General features: G+C 70.7%; 16 protein-coding genes. 10 read left to right on the top strand and 6 right to left on the bottom strand.

Going from position 1 to position 15,275, the window contains the following annotated elements; genetic code table 11:
- Window positions 1-16 precede the first annotated feature (16 nt).
- From ACTMTJ_RS08225 to ACTMTJ_RS08215, 3 genes are read left to right on the top strand one after another with little or no spacing between them, the layout of a single operon-like run.
- The gene (locus tag ACTMTJ_RS08225) at window positions 17-1,552 is read left to right on the top strand and encodes a circularly permuted type 2 ATP-grasp protein (RefSeq protein WP_441215529.1); all 1,536 of its coding nucleotides are present in this window, start codon (window positions 17-19) and stop codon (window positions 1,550-1,552) included.
- Between the two features lie 10 nt (window positions 1,553-1,562).
- Complete coding sequence (locus tag ACTMTJ_RS08220; protein WP_441215528.1) at window positions 1,563-2,507, top strand: alpha-E domain-containing protein; 945 nt, start codon at window positions 1,563-1,565, stop codon at window positions 2,505-2,507.
- Complete coding sequence (locus tag ACTMTJ_RS08215; RefSeq protein ID WP_441215527.1) at window positions 2,504-3,346, top strand: transglutaminase family protein; 843 nt, start codon at window positions 2,504-2,506, stop codon at window positions 3,344-3,346. Before ACTMTJ_RS08220 ends, ACTMTJ_RS08215 begins: the two co-directional genes overlap by 4 nt.
- Before the next feature lie 129 nt (window positions 3,347-3,475).
- Here ACTMTJ_RS08215 and ACTMTJ_RS08210 read toward each other — a convergent pair whose 3' ends face one another.
- The gene (locus ACTMTJ_RS08210) at window positions 3,476-4,204 is read right to left on the bottom strand and encodes a GAF and ANTAR domain-containing protein (protein WP_441215856.1); all 729 of its coding nucleotides are present in this window, start codon (window positions 4,202-4,204) and stop codon (window positions 3,476-3,478) included.
- Window positions 4,205-4,296: 92 nt separating this feature from the next.
- A complete protein-coding gene (locus ACTMTJ_RS08205) occupies window positions 4,297-5,019 on the bottom strand; it encodes an ANTAR domain-containing protein (RefSeq protein ID WP_441215526.1) in 723 nt (240 codons plus the stop codon).
- A 444-nt stretch (window positions 5,020-5,463) separates the two neighbouring features.
- On the opposite strand from ACTMTJ_RS08205, the gene ACTMTJ_RS08200 reads away from it, so the two are divergent.
- Entirely contained in the window at window positions 5,464-6,336 is an 873-nt protein-coding gene (locus ACTMTJ_RS08200; RefSeq protein ID WP_441215855.1) for a SigB/SigF/SigG family RNA polymerase sigma factor, read from the top strand.
- Window positions 6,337-6,423: 87 nt separating this feature from the next.
- Here ACTMTJ_RS08200 and ACTMTJ_RS08195 read toward each other — a convergent pair whose 3' ends face one another.
- Both ACTMTJ_RS08195 and ACTMTJ_RS08190 read right to left on the bottom strand, forming a co-directional pair.
- The gene (locus ACTMTJ_RS08195; RefSeq protein ID WP_441215525.1) at window positions 6,424-8,052 is read right to left on the bottom strand and encodes an MFS transporter; all 1,629 of its coding nucleotides are present in this window, start codon (window positions 8,050-8,052) and stop codon (window positions 6,424-6,426) included.
- On the bottom strand, window positions 8,049-8,171 hold the full coding sequence (locus ACTMTJ_RS08190) for a hypothetical protein (protein WP_441215524.1): 123 nt from the start codon (window positions 8,169-8,171) through the stop codon (window positions 8,049-8,051). The genes ACTMTJ_RS08195 and ACTMTJ_RS08190 overlap by 4 nt, the downstream gene beginning before the upstream one ends.
- Window positions 8,172-8,789: 618 nt before the next feature.
- On the opposite strand from ACTMTJ_RS08190, the gene ACTMTJ_RS08185 reads away from it, so the two are divergent.
- A complete protein-coding gene (locus ACTMTJ_RS08185; protein ID WP_441215523.1) occupies window positions 8,790-9,854 on the top strand; it encodes a serine/threonine-protein kinase in 1,065 nt (354 codons plus the stop codon).
- A gap of 17 nt (window positions 9,855-9,871) precedes the next feature.
- Complete coding sequence (locus tag ACTMTJ_RS08180; RefSeq protein WP_441215522.1) at window positions 9,872-10,441, top strand: dihydrofolate reductase family protein; 570 nt, start codon at window positions 9,872-9,874, stop codon at window positions 10,439-10,441.
- Window positions 10,442-10,466: 25 nt separating this feature from the next.
- Here the strand turns inward: ACTMTJ_RS08180 and ACTMTJ_RS08175 are convergent, their stop codons facing one another.
- On the bottom strand, window positions 10,467-10,622 hold the full coding sequence (locus ACTMTJ_RS08175; RefSeq protein ID WP_441215521.1) for a hypothetical protein: 156 nt from the start codon (window positions 10,620-10,622) through the stop codon (window positions 10,467-10,469).
- 532 nt (window positions 10,623-11,154) lie between these two features.
- On the opposite strand from ACTMTJ_RS08175, the gene ACTMTJ_RS08170 reads away from it, so the two are divergent.
- Together ACTMTJ_RS08170 and ACTMTJ_RS08165 are read left to right on the top strand one after the other, a co-directional pair.
- Window positions 11,155-11,469 (top strand): hypothetical protein, encoded by a 315-nt coding sequence (locus tag ACTMTJ_RS08170; RefSeq protein ID WP_441215520.1) that lies wholly within the window; start codon window positions 11,155-11,157, stop codon window positions 11,467-11,469.
- An 84-nt stretch (window positions 11,470-11,553) separates the two neighbouring features.
- The gene (locus ACTMTJ_RS08165) at window positions 11,554-11,790 is read left to right on the top strand and encodes a hypothetical protein (protein WP_441215519.1); all 237 of its coding nucleotides are present in this window, start codon (window positions 11,554-11,556) and stop codon (window positions 11,788-11,790) included.
- Window positions 11,791-11,818: 28 nt separating this feature from the next.
- Here the strand turns inward: ACTMTJ_RS08165 and ACTMTJ_RS08160 are convergent, their stop codons facing one another.
- The gene (locus ACTMTJ_RS08160) at window positions 11,819-14,578 is read right to left on the bottom strand and encodes a BTAD domain-containing putative transcriptional regulator (protein ID WP_441215518.1); all 2,760 of its coding nucleotides are present in this window, start codon (window positions 14,576-14,578) and stop codon (window positions 11,819-11,821) included.
- Window positions 14,579-14,735: 157 nt separating this feature from the next.
- Between ACTMTJ_RS08160 and ACTMTJ_RS08155 the strand changes: the two genes are divergently transcribed.
- Together ACTMTJ_RS08155 and ACTMTJ_RS08150 are read left to right on the top strand one after the other, a co-directional pair.
- Window positions 14,736-14,966: a hypothetical protein gene (locus tag ACTMTJ_RS08155; RefSeq protein WP_441215517.1), complete on the top strand. Its 231-nt coding sequence runs from the start codon at window positions 14,736-14,738 to the stop codon at window positions 14,964-14,966.
- A 25-nt stretch (window positions 14,967-14,991) separates the two neighbouring features.
- On the top strand, window positions 14,992-15,222 hold the full coding sequence (locus tag ACTMTJ_RS08150) for a hypothetical protein (protein WP_441215516.1): 231 nt from the start codon (window positions 14,992-14,994) through the stop codon (window positions 15,220-15,222).
- Window positions 15,223-15,275: the final 53 nt, after the last annotated feature.

The raw sequence follows: 15,275 nt of genomic DNA, 5'->3' as shown, positions 1-15,275 counted from the left end.
TGGTACGAATCCTCGCATGGGAGGGCTCCTCGACGGATATCCGCGCGGCCCAGCCTACGACGAGATGTTCGGGGCGGACGGGCTGCCGCATCCCCACATGCGCGCGCTCTACGACGCCCTACAGATGCTCACCGGCGAAGACCTGGCGCAGCGTGCGGCGGCGCGGGATCGCAGCTTCCGCGACCAGGGCGTCACCTTTTCCCACGCCGGCGAGGAGTGGCTCTTTCCGCTCGACCTGATCCCCCGGCTGATCCCGGCCGCCGAGTGGGAGGTCGTCGAAGCGGGCGTCGTGCAGCGGGTACGGGCCTTGGAGGCCTTCCTCGCCGACGTCTACGGCCCGGCCGAGGTCGTGCGGGACGGGGTGGTGCCGCGCACTCTGCTGACCACGTCGGCCACGTTCTGCCGGCCGGCACACGGCATCCGGCCGCGCAACGACGTCCGGATCCACCTCGCCGGGATCGACCTGGTCCGCGATGAGGCGGGTGTGCTGCGGGTGCTCGAGGACAATCTACGGGTGCCGTCCGGAATGTCCTATGTTGTGGAGAACCGACGGACTATGGCGCGGGTCTTTCCCGGGCTTTTTCTGGAGCAGCAGGTGCGGCCGGTCGCTTCCTACCCGGGGCGGCTGCTGGATGCGTTGCGCCGGTCGGCGCCGGACGGCGTAAAGGAGCCGGTCGTGGTGCTGCTCAGCCCTGGCGTGTACAACCCGGCCTATTTCGAGCATGCCTTCATGGCCCGCAAGATGGGCATCGAGCTCGTCGAGGGCCGCGACCTGTTCTGCGACGAGCACGTCCTCTACATGCGCAGCCTCGGTGGCAGGCAGCGGGTGGACGTCGTCTACCGGCGGGTCAACGACGACTTCCTCGACCCGGTGCATTTCCGGCCCGACTCGGTCGTGGGGTGCCCGGGCCTTCTCAACGCCGCCCGCGCCGGCAACGTCACGATCGCCAACGCGGTCGGCAACGGCGTCGCCGACGACAAGCTGACCTACACGTACGTTCCGGCGCTCATCGAGTACTACCTGGGTGAGAAGCCATTGCTGCCCAACGTCACGACCTACCGGCTCGACGACCCGGACGTTCGGGAGGAATGCCTGGAGCGACTCGATCAGCTCGTGGTGAAGCCGGTCGACGGTTCCGGCGGCTCCGGCATCGTCATCGGGCCGTCCGCCTCGGACGCCGAGCTGGCGGCCGTGCGCGCGCGGGTGCTCGCGGAGCCACGCGGGTGGATCGCGCAGGAGCTGGTGCTGCTGTCGACCTCGCCGTCACACCTCGACGACCGGCTGTTGCCCCGGCACATCGACCTGCGGCCGTTCGCGGTCAACGACGGCGAGCAGGTCCACGTCCTGCCCGGGGGGCTGACCCGGGTGGCGCTGCGGGAGGGGAGCCTGATCGTCAACTCCAGCCAGGGCGGCGGCTCCAAGGACACCTGGGTGCTCACCTCGTCGCCGCAGCCAGCGTCCGAAGCCACCAGTCCGCCCGCTTTCCCCGCGCAGGCGGTGCGGGGCACGACACCCGACCGCGGCCCGCACGACGACCAGCCACAACAATGAGGGGACCCGGGTGCTGAGCCGCGTAGCCGAATCGCTGTTCTGGATCGGCCGGTACATCGAACGGGCCGAGGACACGGCCCGGCTTCTCGACGTGCATTTCCACGAGGTCCTCGAGGACCCGACGGTGGACGAGGCGGCCGCCTGCGCCGTCCTGTTGACCGTCATGGGTGTGCCGGACGAGGTCGCCGGGCGGCACCAGGACAGCCAAGCCGTACTGGAGCTGCTGGGCTACGACGACGCCCCCAACTCGATCGCCGGCGCGCTGGTCGCCGCCCGGCAAAACGCCCGCGGCGCGCGGGAGGCGCTCTCGGCCGAGATCTGGCAATGCCTGAACTCGACCCACAACGCGCTCCCGGCCCGGGTGGCCGCCGCCCGGGACTTCGGCCCCGCGCCCTTCTTCTCCTACGTCCGCGAGTGCGCCGCGACCTTCGCCGGCCACGTCGAGGCCAGCATGAGCCGGGACGCCGGCTACGACGTGCTCGTGCTCGGCCGCAGCCTGGAGCGCGTCGACATGACCGCGCGGCTGCTCGCGTCCCGGATCGGCGCCGGCGTCGGCGACGAAGGCTGGACATCCACCCTGCGGGCGTGCTCGGCCCACGACGCCTACCTGCGCACGTACCACCAGGGTGTCGACGCCCGCCGGGTGCTCGAGTTCCTCCTGGTGGACCGGCTCTTCCCCCGGTCGGTCTTCCACGCGCTGTGCGCCGGAGAGGAAGCGCTGACCCGACTCGACCCGGCGTCCGGGCGGTCCGCGCTGGACGAGCCTGCCCGCCGAGCCATCGGCCGAGCCCGCACCGACCTGGAGTTTCTGTCCGCCGCCACACTGCTCGACGACCTCGTGGAGCGGCTGCACGAACTACAGCGAACCGTATCCACGGTCAGCGAAGACGTCACCCGGCGGCTGTTCACCGGGTCCGCACCGCTGCACTGGCGCATCGAGGAGCCCGCCACATGACCTGGCGGATCGCGATCCGACACCGCACCGGCTACCGGTACGGCGGACCGGTGCGGGCCTCGTACAACGAGGCGAGGCTCACCCCGCCGAGCGTCGATGGACAGCGCACCCTGCACGCCGCCCTGGAGATCACGCCTACCGCGAGGCCGCTGCGCTACGTCGACTACTGGGGCACCACGGTGGACGCGTTCGACATCCACATCCCACACACCGAGCTCGTCGTGCTGGCGACCTCGACGGTCGAGACCGCCCGGCCGCGCCCCGCGCCGGTCGGCGTCGACTGGACCGACCTGGCCTCCCGCGCGATCCGGGAACGCTTTGGCGAGCTGCTCGCCCCGTCGCGCTATGTTCAGGCGGAGCCGGAGATCGCCGAGCTCGGGCAGTCCCTGCGCACCGGCTCGACGCCGATGCAGGCCGGGCTACGCGCCGCCGCGTGGACTCACGAGACGCTGCGGTACGAGCCGGGCGCGACACACGTGCACACCTCATCGGCCGAGGCCCGGGCCGCCGGCAAGGGCGTTTGCCAGGACTTCGCCCACATCACGCTGGCCCTGCTCCGCGCGGTCGGCCTGCCCGCGCGTTACGTCTCCGGCTACCTGCACCCGACCGTGGAGGCCGAAGTCGGGGAGGCGACCGCCGGCCAGAGCCACGCGTGGGTGGAGTTCTGGGCCGGCGGCTGGATCCCGGTCGACCCGACCAGCCTCGCCGAGGTGGCCAGCCGACACGTGCTGCTGGCCCGTGGCCGCGACTACGCCGACGTGCGGCCACTGTCCGGCGTCTACTCCGGGCAGAAAGCGGAGCTCTTCGGCGTCACCGTCGAGATCACCCGGCTCGGCTGACCCGCCGGGCGCGGCGGCGGCAGCCTCGTGGCCTTCGCCGGTCAGAACGACTGCGGGCCGCTGGGAGGCACGGCGGTGGTCTCCGCGCGGACGTGGGTGGGCCTGGCGACGCCGGCCTGGCCGTCAGGGTCAGCGAGGCGGACTGGCGGCTGTCGCGGGTGGGATGTGTTCGGTGCCGTCGACGACGGCCTGGGCGAGATCGGACAGGCGCCGGTTGCGGCTGCGGGCGTTGCCGCGCAGCAGAACGAAGGCTTCGGCCATGTCCAGGTGAAGGCGTTCGGCCAGCACGCCTTTGGCCTGCTCGATCAGGACCCGGCTGCGCAGCGCGGTCTCCAGCTGTTCGGTCAGGATGTCGCGGCGGTGGATAGCGCGCTGTTGCAGTAGTCCGATGGTGGCCACGTCGGCCAAGGCTTGGCCGATGCGCAGCTTGCCTTCATCCAATGGACCCGGGGCGGTGTCGAACAGGTTCAGCGCGCCGATCACCTCGGCACGTAGGCGCATCGGCACCGCGTGGACCGCGGCGAAGCCGACCTCTGCGGCGGCTGCGGTGAAGGCCGGCCACCGGCCGGCCGCGGGCAGGTCAGCGACCGACACGGGTTGGCCGGTGCGGAAGCAGTCCACACACGGGCCCTGGTCGGTTTGCAGCTGAAACAGCTCGAGCAGCCGGGTGCGTTCGGAGGAGGCGGCTACCACCTGCAACGTGTCCCGCTGGTCGGTCAGCAGCAGCCCGGCCGCCGCCACGCCCAGGAGTTGGACGCACCGCTCGGTCAACCCGTGCAGGAAGTCGATCACGTCGAAATCGTCGACGAGAGTGTCGGCCATCTCCACGAACACGTCGGCTAGCTGGATCTCGGCCATCTCACTCACCCTCGTCATACGGTAGACCTGACGTCCGATTGGGCGGAAGCCGTGACCCGCGGAATGCGATCTGGCCGGTCTGACCCGGGACCTCAACAGGCACCGAAGTCCCCGTCCGGATCGAATCGTAGGCGTCGGGCCACGACATCACCGGCGACATCGCGCAGCCGCCGATCGTGAGCGTACGCGTAGGCACGCAGCCGGATCAGGGCCACTGCCGCGGTCACCCCCAGCTGCACGATGATCATGCCGGTGGCCTGATGGACCTCGGGATGGGCAAGGCCGGCCGGCTCGGGCCGGCGCCCGTTGAGGTGGGGGCGGTCCGGCTGCGCCGCGTCGAGTAGCAGCGCGCAGGCGGTGTCGGCCAGTAGCAGCGCGTCGGCGAGCCGTTCGCCGTCCAGGCCGCCGGGCTGGGCGCGGTAGAGGTCCATGACACCGATCCGGATCGCACCGACCCGCAACGGGAACGCGAACATCGCGGCTGCTCCGGCGTTCCCCGCGGCCGGTGCGAACGCCGGCCAGCGCGCCAGGCATTCGAAGCTCGTCAGGTCGGCGGCGAGCGCCGGACCGTCGGCGGACGCGTCCACACCCGGACCCTCACCAAGGGTCACGGTCAGCTCCTCGAGCTCCGAGGCGACCTGATCGCTGGCGTACACCGTTTCGCGTAGACCCGAGCCGAGTACCGCGGTGACCGCGGCGCCGTCCACGCCGGTAGCCAACGTCACCGCGGCGCACACGTGCTCGACCCCGACCGGCGCATCCTGGGCGTGTCCGACGACTTGGGTCCACAGCCGCAGCCTGCGATCGGTGTTCATCGCGCCACCCGAACCGGACACCGCGCCAACCGAAGGTGGTTCCATGAGGGCGCCTCCGATACCAGAACGGTTCGTGAGGGGCCGCGACGAGCAGGTGACGTAGGACAAGGACCGGGTCGAACGCGACTGGCTCCCCTTGGGCGGCTTGTCACCGCCAGCCTACGCCCGGCACCCGCCGTCCGCTCGGGTGCCGCGTGTCGGTCGCGACCCCTGCCTTTGACGCTGGCGAATGTCCGGCCCGCCAGGCGCTGGTGTCACCGCCACAACGGCGTACGCTGAACCGCAGGATCGGCGTTTCATCCGTCGACGCGCAGTCAGCCTTCGTGCTGGCAGTCTTCTCACCGCCTGGACCCCGCGGTCAACGACCAGCGACTACCGGCGCTTCAGCAGAGACGCCGGCCCTGCCGGCACACCCGCGGCGTGACCCATAGGGCGTTGACCACCATGACCACCCTTGCCGAACCAGCCCTGACCATCCCGGCTGCCGCCATCCTCGAACCAGCGACGCCGGCCACCCGCCATCCCGGCCAGCGCACCACCACCGCCTCCGGTCGCCGCGGCGAACCGGACGATGCGCAGGTGAGCACCGAACGGTTGCTGCACCAGCGTGACTGTCTGCCGGCCGGGCATCCCGGACGTGGCAGACTCCGCGCCCGAGCCATCGAGCAGAATCTGCCGCTGGCCAACCGGCTGGCCCGCCGCTATGCCGGACGCGGTGAACTCGTCGACGACCTGGCCCAGGTCGCCGCCCTCGCCCTGATCAAATCCGTGGACAGCTACGACCCCGGCCGGGACGTCCCGTTCGCCGCCTACGCCGTCCCCACCATCCTCGGCGCCCTCAAACGCCACTTCCGCGACACCGCCTGGGCCATCCGGGTGCCACGTCCCATCCAGGAACTGGCGCAAGACGTGCCCGCCGCCACCGGCCGACTCAGTCACGAGCACCGCCGCACGCCAACCCCCACCGAACTCGCCGACCACCTGGACGTGAGCGTCGATCAGCTGCGGGCCGCTGTCGGCGCCTGGCACGTCTACCGCCTGACGTCCCTGAACGCGCCACCCGCGAAGGGAATCGACGCCGACCGCATCGACCTGATCGGCGGCACCGACCCCGGCTACGCCCACGTGGACGACTACCTCACACTGCGACCGCTCGTCGCGGCGCTACCGGCCCGGCAACAGCGCATCCTGGTCATGCGGTTCTACGACCACATGACCCAAACCCAGATCGCCGACGAGATCGGCCTCTCCCAAATGCACGTCTCGCGCCTACTGAAACGAACCCTCGCCCAGCTGCGGACCGCAATGCCTGCCTGAGGTAGGCCGGGTGACAGGCGGTCACCGGGCGTCGTGGGTTAGCTGCCTCCCCGGCCTGGGCCCACTCCCCGCCCGCTCACGGCGCAATTACGCCGGTCCACTGCGCGAGCCGTGCGGATCTGCGCCCGTGGAGGTGGGGCCGTGGCTTGCGTCGCCGTCAGGAGTCGCGGTCAGCGGCTCCTGACGGGATCTCGTTGGTGTCCGCCGGAGAAGGGTCGCGGCTACGACGGCGGCAGCCGCCAACGCGACCGCGCTGGCCGCGGCGGCTGCCTGGAGTCCGTCGGTGTACGCCTGCCCGGCGGTGACGAGCAGTCCTGCCGGAAGCTGGTCGGCTACGCCGGTGGCACCGCCGAGGGTGTCCCGGGCGGCGTCGGCTGCCTGAGCGGGGCTGTCCGGTGGGAGCGCGTCGGTCATCCGGCGGCGGTAGACGGCTGTGCCGAGGCTTCCCAGTAGCGCGATGCCGAGTGCGAAGCCGAGTTCCTGGGTGGTTTCGGAGATGGCCGAGGCGGCTCCGGTCCGCCGCGGCGCGACGGCGTTGATGACGACGTCCATACCCAACGCGGCCACTGGCATCAAACCGGCGAAGACCATCGCCGTCCCGGTGACGACGAACGGGAGGCCGGCGTTGTCACCGACCTGGCTCACGACCACGAAGCCGGCCGCGGCCAGGGCCAGGCCGGCGCCGATGACGAGCCCTGGACGAACCCGGCGCACGAGCAGCGGAGCCACCATCATGAGGACGATCCCCGCTCCGAACGGAGGCAGCATCCACAGACCCGCTTGCAGTGGTGACAGCCCGAGCACCAGCTGGAGATACTGGGCGGTGAGGTAACCCACTCCTCCCATTACGGCCGCGGCGAGGGTGAGGACACCCAGCGAGACACTGAATGTGCGCTCGCCGAAGAGCGTCAGGTCGAGCAGTGGGTCGGACAGCGCGCGCTGCCGTCGTACGAAGACCACTGCGGTGGCGACACCGGCGGCGATCACCAGGATGGGCGGCAGCGCGAGGCCGTCCGCGGCGACCTGCTTGAGCCCGTAGATCACGGCAAGGACCGCGGCCAGCGACATGGCCGCACTGGCCAGGTCCAGCCGGCCAGCCGTCGGGTCGCGGTACTCGGGCAGCAGGAAAGGTCCGGCCGCGAGCAGCAGCGCCATCACCGGGACCCCGATAAGGAACGCCGAACCCCACCAGAAGTATTCGAGCAGTGCGCCGCCGACCAGCGGGCCAACCGCGGCACCGGCCAGGAAGCTCATGAACCACATCGAGATCGCCGCCGTACGCTGCTGCGGATCCAGGAACATGTTGCGGATCAACGCCAGAGTGGACGGTGCGAGCGTCGCCCCGGCGACCCCGAGCAGCATCCGCGCTGCGATCAGCATCCCGGCCGTGGTGGAGAACGCCGCGAGCACGGAAGCGACGCCGAACGCGGCCGCGCCGACCAGCAGCAGCTTGCGGCGCCCGATCCGATCGCCCAGCGTGCCCATCGTGATCAGGAATCCGGCGATCATGAAGCCGTAGATGTCCACGATCCACAGCAGCTCGGTGCTGGTTGGCCGTAGATCGGCGCTGAGGCTCGGTACGGCCAGATGCAGCACCGTCATGTCCATGGAGACCAGCACGGCGGGCAGGGCCAGCAGCCCCAGTCCGACCCACTCGCGACGCCCGGCCCGGTGCGTGGACGCCGCGGCTGGACTGGTCAGGTCAGGCCGGCTCATCGGAACGCTTCGGCGTGGTCGAGCACCTGCATGCTTGCCGGGTCCGCTCGGCCCTGTACGAGCTGGCAGCCGACCTTGCCGGTGGCGCCGGTAACGAGAATCTTCCATCGCGTCGTCACGCCTGGGCCTTTCCGAGCCTGTTGTCGGGCGCCTAGCCGAGGTCATGAAACATCGACAGCGTGCCGGACCATGCGCGGCCAGGACGGCCGACAGGCAGTAGACGCCGAAGCAGGCCAGCCCGGCGGCGACGAGCAGCAGCAGCGCGTGCCGTAATCCTGCGCGGTGGGCTCGTGTCGGTGATGCGTCGCCCGGGGTCTTGGGGTCGACCGTTGCCGTTTCGCCCGTCCGTGTGTCCAGACGGCGGGCCAGCAAAGAATTGGCCGCGCTCGCGTTGACGCTAACACCGGCGGCCGACAAGCGCGCGCCGAGGCGAGACGGCCGTAGGGAACATCCGTCCACCCACCCGGCTACCAAACCAATCCGGCACCGAACGAAGGCGCGACCGCGCCGACACCGGGGCGTCGGCGGACGCTGAGTCGTGCCGCCCCGCCCATAGCGGCGTAGTGTTGATCGCACGGTCGGCTTCACACGCCGACGCTCCAGCCGGCGTTCGCGCTGGCATCTGTCCACCGCCCGGACCCCGCGGTCATTTGATCAGCGACTCCCGGCGCTTTCAGCAGAGGCGCCGTCCCGGCCGGCTCACCCGCGGCGTGTCCCCGTAACGAGCGTCGATCAGCATGACCGTTCTCGTCGAGCCACCCTCGATCACGATGACCGAACCCCATCCCGCCGAACCGACCACCGATCTGCCCCGGCAGCGCCCTCCCGCCGGCAGCTGGCCGCTTCGCGTCACCGACCCGGTCAGTGTCGACGGCCACCGGTTGATCGCACGTCTGGGGTCCGGCGGGATGGCGGACGTGTTCTACGCCTGGGCACCGGCCGGCGAGCCTGTCGTGGTCAAACTCCTACGCCCCGCCAGCGGGGCCGCGGAGGCATGCCAGCGCGAATACCGGCTAGCGTCCACTGTGGACCCGCACTGCACCGCACCCGTGTTCGGCCACGGTACGTCGACGGCCGGCGCGTACCTGGTGACCGCCCACCTACCGGGCTACCGGTGCGGCTCCACATTGGTGGGCAAGCCAACACCGGCCAGCCTGCTATGGAGCCTCGGCGCGGCGCTGGCCCGAACGCTCGCCGCGGTCCATGCCCGCGGCGTCGTGCACTGCGATGTGAAGCCATCCAACCTGCTCGTCCGCGACCACGACGTCCGTATCATCGACTTCGGTATCGCCCGGCACATCGGCCAGCGGTGCGGCGATGACGGGATCGTGCAATGCAGCCGCGGCTGGGCCGCACCCGAACAGCTACGCACCGCACCAGCCACACCGGCGGTCGACGTCTTCGCCTGGGGATGCCTCCTCGCGCACCTCGCCGCCGGCGTCCACCCATTCGCCAGCCGCAGCGAACAGGAATGGATCCTGCGCCTCCAGTCCGCGCAACCAGACCTGCACGGCCTACCCCCGCACCTGAACGACCTGGTCCGGCGGACGCTGACGCGCGACCCCCGCCACCGGCCCAGCGCGGCTGAACTGGCCACCATCTGCGGAACACACGCTGACGGACAACCACAGCCGGTGCCCGACCACGGCGCGCACAAGCCCCTACACCACAACCCGCGTCCCCGAACGTCGCGACGCCCGCGACGACGGTCCGGTTGGCCCACACAGGTGCGATCGACGGCCTTCGTCTACACCGTCAACGGCCACGGCGAGCTCGGCCTGCAAGGGGCCATCGACCGTTGACCTGAAGGAGAGCTGGCATGGCCACAGTGGAGGCGAACATTTCGATGTCGCTGGACGGCTACGTCACCGGCCCGAACCTCGACCGGTATCCCGGGCTGGGCGAGGGCGGCGAGGTCATACAGGCCTGGGTTGAGGAGAGCCGGGCTATGGACTTCGCCTTCGGCGAGGAGCGCCAGATCGCCGGGTCGATCATTACCAGCCGGAAGGTGTACGACGAGACCGGAGGCTGGGCCGCGGAGGACGGGTTCTACCGGATGCCGGTGTTCGTGGTCACCCACCGCCCGCACGACGTGGTCGTGAAGGGCGAGACGACGTTCACGTTTGTCACCGAGGGCATCAGGCACGCCATCGAGCAGGCGAGGGTGGCCGCTGGGGACAAGGTGGTGCACATCATGGGCGGCGCCAGCATCATCCAGCAGGCGCTCGCGGCCGGGCTGGTCGACGAGCTGTTCCTGCACGTCGCCCCGGTGATCCTTAGCAGTGGTACCCAGCTGTTCGAGCACCTCGGCGGCCCGATCCAACTGGAGCGGGCCGAGGTGATCGAGTCCCGCCACGCCACTCACCTGCGGTACCGGATTCTGAATTAGCGCATCGGTCGAGCCCAGGCGGCGTTTAGGCGCTTGTCGCGGCGCTGGCGCGTTCGGCCATTTCCTGCGGAGAAAGATCCTCGATGCGGGTCGCGACACTCCACCGGTGCCCGAACGGATCCTCGAACTGGCCGGTGCGATCACCGTAGAACTGATCGATGACTGCGCTCGGTCGCTCCAAACACGGTGCGGTAGAAATCGATCGCCGCGCTGGCGCCGTCGACGCATAGGTAAGGCACGACCTGGGAGTAATTGTCGGGGATGGGCTTCACATCAGGCATAGCAGACCACTTCCTGCTGGTGGCCCGGTCACCAGAATCTCAGCCCGCTCGATGCGTCCGCTAATGGCGGACTGTCACGCCACCGGGGACACGAGCGACAATCCGAACTCTACGCCTGCTGAGGGGGTCGGGGCGTCGAGCAGCCGCGCTGTTGCTCACGACAGAGGTACTTATCGCCGAAAGGCCTAACGCCTGCCCGCGTCCGCGTACCGTCATTCGTGAACTGCGGACGATACGTCGGTAGGCACCCTTGCTGGTCAATTGTCCGCCGGTTGGTTGCCGCCCCGGTCCCCGGCGGCGCGTCTACACCCATCCAGACGCACCCGGGGAGCGGACATGCTCAAGGCTGTAACACCGACACATGCCATCACCACACCGGAGGCCGGCGACCGTCTACACGGGCTTGTCGATCGGATCGCTTCCGGGGACCAGGTGGCGTTTCGACGCCTCTACGCCCTTCTCGCTCGGCGGGTCTGGCGCGACGCCATCCGGGCGTTGCCGCGTCCGCGCGACGCCCGAGCCGTGACGCGGTCGACGTTCGTCGAGGTGTGGCACATGGCCAGACACCATGTCGACGAGGCAGGCATCGATAGCCGCGCCTGGATCGCGACGATCACCGCCCGACGTGCGACCGATCGGCTTCGCGGCACCGACACAACCTGCCCCCTACGCGACGACCATGACAGCCATACCCTTCGCGAGCTCACCGCGCTGCTGGGTCACCGACCCACCGCCGCCGACCGCTGAGACCACACCGTCGGAGCAGACCCCCCGACCGCTGCTCACGGACGACGCCATCGTCACCACCGACCGCCGCGAGCTGAGCGCGTCGTGCTGGACGGTGACCGGATCGCGTTCGTCGCGGTCGCGGTCGGCGCGGTGGCGCCGATCCCGCTGCGCCTGCCGGCGGTGGAGGCGCTGATCACCGGGGCGACGGTCACACCCGACCTGCTGGGCCAGGCGGGCGCCCGCGCGGCCGACGGCGCGACCGGACTGCCGCAGACAGAGTACAAACGGGACCTCCTGGCCGCCACCGTGACCGAGGTCCTCGAACAGGCGACGAAGTAAGTCCACTGTAGACGTCACGTCCCGGGGATCACCGCAGCCTGGCGCGTACCTGGTCGGCGTCTGGGTGGCCGAGCTCGTCGAGGATCTCCAACGCCCGCTGCCAGGCCGACCGCGCGGCGCGGGCGTCGTCGGCGGCGTGGTGGGTGTCGCCGAGGCGGGCCAGGGTCTCGGCCTCGCGGTAGCGGTCGCCGAGGTCGCGGTACAGCCGCACCGCCTCGTCATAGCAGGCGACGGCGTGCTGGAGCGCCCCGAGGTGATGGTGTGCGTACGCGAGACTGTCCCATGTGGTGGCCTGGCCGTGGCGGTGGTCCAGCGTGCGGTGCACCGCCAGGGCCTGATCGCAGAACTCGATGGTGCGCCGGTACTCGCCCAGCATGGCGTAGCACCAGCCGACCTCGTTGAGGGCGTCGGCCTGCCCCGAGCGGTGGTCGGTGGCCCGGTGCAGGTCGAGGGCGAGCAGGCTGTGCTCGAGCGCCGACCGGTGATCGTCCTGCCGGCTGAACAGCTGTCCGAGGTTGAGGTGGGTACGGGCCTGCCCGGTCTTGTCGCCGAGTTGGGTGTACAGGTCGAGTGCCTCGTTCAGGTGGAGGTGGGCCTCGTCGTAACGCCGCAGCCGCATGTTCACCTGCGCCAGGTTGACCTGGATCCGGGCCTTGGCCGCCCGGTCGCCCAGCCTCGATGTGGCCTCCAGCGCCGTCCGCTGGGTGGCGGTCTGGTCGTGCCAGCGCCCTTGCCAGTCGAAGAAGCTGTAGAGCGTCCAGGCCAGCTGCCAGGCGTGGGTGTCGAAGCCGGCGCCGGCGGCGAGATCCACCGCGGCCACCATCACCTGGTGCTCGGCGGTGAACCACGCCATGGCCTGCGCGTGGTCGGCGAGCGCCTCCGGATGGACTCCGGGCAGGGGCGGCGCCGGCGTGATCGGGTCACGTGGGTAGATCAGCAATGCGGCCGTGTTGCCGGTCTGTACATAGTGGTCGAGCAGCCGCCGGGTGGCCTCCCGCCGCTGGTCGGCGGCGTCGACGGTGTGGAGCAGCTCGGCCGCGTACACGCGGAGCAGGTCGTGCAGCGTGTAGCGGCCGGGCGCGTGCTCGGTGACAAGATGCGCGCGGGTCAGTTCCGCCAGCAGCGCCCGCGCCCGCCGGACCGGCAGGCCGGCCAGGCTGGCCGCGGCGGGCGCACCGAGGTCCTGGCCCGGGTACTCGCCGAGTAACCGGAACAGCCGCGCCGCGCCGGCGCCGAGCGTGCGGTAGGACCAGGAGAACACGGCGCGCACGTCGGTGGCCGGGTCGCCACCCGCGAACGCGTCCAGGTCGTCGCGGGCCAGGCGCAGCTGGTCGGCGAGCGTGGCCAGCGGAAAGGTCGGGTGGTCGGCCGCCCGAGCGGCCACGATCGCCAGGGCCAGCGGCAGACCATCGCAGTGCGCGACCATCGCCGCCACCGCGCCGGGCTCGGCCGCCGCCCGGTCCGCGCCCAGGCGGCGCGTCAACAGCGCGCGTGCCTCGTCCACGCCGAGCAGGTGGAGCGCCACGGGGTACGCGCCGGCGGCCGCGACCAGCCCGGATAGCTGGTCGCGGCTGGTCACCACCGCCATCGACGCGCCCGCGCCGGGCAGCAACTGGCGTACCTGCTCGGCGTCGCGGGCGTTGTCGAGCACGACCAGCATCCGCCGCTCGGCCAGCAGGCCGCGGTACAGCGCGGCCTGGTCTTCCACGCCATCGGGTACCGCGGACGCCGGCACGCCCAGCGCGTCGAGGAATCCGCGGATCACCTCGGCGGGGGACCGGACCGGCCCCGACTGGTGGAAGCCGCGCAGGTTCGCGTACAACTGGCCGTCGGGGAACCGGTCAGCCATCCGATGCGCCCAGTGGACGGCCAGCGTGGTCTTGCCGACTCCGGCGGTGCCCGTGATCACGGCGATCGCCGGCGGCTCGCGGCCCACCACCGGCTGATCGGGTACCAGCTTGTCGAGGGCCACCATCGCGGGCTCGCGGCCGGTGAACGCGTCGATGTCCGCGGGAAGCTGCCGGGGAATCGTCGCCCGTGGCCGGATGGGCGACCGGTGGGTGAGCATCTCCAGGTGGACGGCCTGTAGCTCCTGACCCGGATCCACGCCCAGCTCCTCGGCCAGGTGCAGCCGGATGATCTCGTACCGGCTCAGCGCCTCGGCCCGCCGACCGCACCTGGCCAGCGCCACGATCAGCCGCAGCCACAACGATTCGCGCAACGGGTGCCGCTCGGCCAGCGCCCGCAGCTGAGCCACGGTTTCGTCGGCCCGACCGTCCGCGACGTCGAGGTCGGCCAACCGCTCCACCCCGCTCAGGTACCGCTCGACAAGTCCTGGCGTCTCCGACTCGTCCAGCCAGGCCGAGTGCACGTCTTCGAACGGTGTTCCGCGCCACAGAGCGACCGCGGTGCCCACCAGCGCGCGCTCGGCGGCGCGGTCCGTCGCCTGCGCCGCCGCGTCCAGCAGGCGGACGAACCGCACCGCGTCGACCTGGTCCGGCTCGGCCTCCAGCTGGTAACCCGCCCGCACCGTCGTGATGAGGTCGGCGCCCAGCAGGCCGCGCAGCCGGTTGACGTAGGTGCGCAGGCTGCGCCGCTCATCGGCGGGCGGGTCGTCGCCCCACAGCACCGCGGCCAACTGGTCCGCCGGCACGGCGGTGCCCGGGTGCAGCGCCAAACCCGCCAGCAGACCTCGCAGCATTGGCGCGGTCACGGCTACCGCGCGCCCGGCCACCCGGACGTCCAGCGGTCCGAGCACCCCGACCGCCAGCGCGTTTCGATCAGGCATCGTCTCCGGTCCCCCAAACGGCTCCGCCCGACCCGCATCGATCCTCAGCAGATCGACGGCCATCTTACTCGGACGGCGCTCGGCGACACGCGTTTGAAAGGTTTGTGAGGCGTCGCGGGCGGTTCACTATGGGCACCCGATTGGAAGGGAGTAACCCATGACCGCTCTGCTAAACCGGCTGGGCGACCGCCTGCTCGGTGCGGTACTGCCGCGGGCCACCGCGTCGGCGTGCTTCGTCGAGCGAGAACGGTGCTACCTGGTGAAGCAGGAGTGTTACGGCGGCACGGCGTGCACCGCGTGGTGGCAGTGCCACAACAGCCAGGACGGGGCGTTCTGCTACGTCGATCCGCCGGGCAGCTACGACTACAGCTACGGCGGCTGCTGCTAGCGGTCCCGATCCGAAAGGAGTTCACATGACCGCTCTGTTGAACCGGCTGGGCGATCGCCTGCTCGGTGCCGTGCTGCCGCGGGCGACCGCGTCGGCCTGCACCGTCTGGGCCAACCAGTGCCGCGCGGTGTACCAGGAGTGTTACGCCGGCGCGACCTGCACCACCTGGTACCAGTGCCACAACAACGTCGACGGGGCGTACTGCCACGTCGACGCGCCGGGCAGCTACGACTACAACTACCGCGGCTGCTGCTAGTCAGCGATCAGGTGGCGGCCGTCCTGTATCGGATGGCCGCCACCGTCTCATCG

This window comes from Phytohabitans sp. LJ34 (genome assembly GCF_052068095.1).
GTDB lineage: Bacteria > Actinomycetota > Actinomycetes > Mycobacteriales > Micromonosporaceae > Phytohabitans.
The sequence above is the reverse complement of the archived record's forward strand: the minus strand, read 5'-3'. Positions and strand labels throughout refer to the sequence as shown.

Excerpts from the sequence above, each read along its gene's own strand:
- ACTMTJ_RS08195 (WP_441215525.1), bottom strand. The coding sequence starts at position 8,052 with ATGAGCCGGCCTGACCTGACCAGTCCAGCCGCGGCGTCCACGCACCGG.
- ACTMTJ_RS08180 (WP_441215522.1), top strand. The coding sequence starts at position 9,872 with ATGGCCACAGTGGAGGCGAACATTTCGATGTCGCTGGACGGCTACGTC.
- ACTMTJ_RS08200 (WP_441215855.1), top strand. The coding sequence starts at position 5,464 with ATGACCACCCTTGCCGAACCAGCCCTGACCATCCCGGCTGCCGCCATC.
- ACTMTJ_RS08215 (WP_441215527.1), top strand. The coding sequence starts at position 2,504 with ATGACCTGGCGGATCGCGATCCGACACCGCACCGGCTACCGGTACGGC.
- ACTMTJ_RS08155 (WP_441215517.1), top strand. The coding sequence starts at position 14,736 with ATGACCGCTCTGCTAAACCGGCTGGGCGACCGCCTGCTCGGTGCGGTA.
- ACTMTJ_RS08225 (WP_441215529.1), top strand. The coding sequence starts at position 17 with ATGGGAGGGCTCCTCGACGGATATCCGCGCGGCCCAGCCTACGACGAG.
- ACTMTJ_RS08185 (WP_441215523.1), top strand. The coding sequence starts at position 8,790 with ATGACCGTTCTCGTCGAGCCACCCTCGATCACGATGACCGAACCCCAT.
- ACTMTJ_RS08160 (WP_441215518.1), bottom strand. The coding sequence starts at position 14,578 with ATGCCTGATCGAAACGCGCTGGCGGTCGGGGTGCTCGGACCGCTGGAC.
- ACTMTJ_RS08210 (WP_441215856.1), bottom strand. The coding sequence starts at position 4,204 with ATGGCCGAGATCCAGCTAGCCGACGTGTTCGTGGAGATGGCCGACACT.
- ACTMTJ_RS08205 (WP_441215526.1), bottom strand. The coding sequence starts at position 5,019 with ATGAACACCGATCGCAGGCTGCGGCTGTGGACCCAAGTCGTCGGACAC.
- ACTMTJ_RS08150 (WP_441215516.1), top strand. The coding sequence starts at position 14,992 with ATGACCGCTCTGTTGAACCGGCTGGGCGATCGCCTGCTCGGTGCCGTG.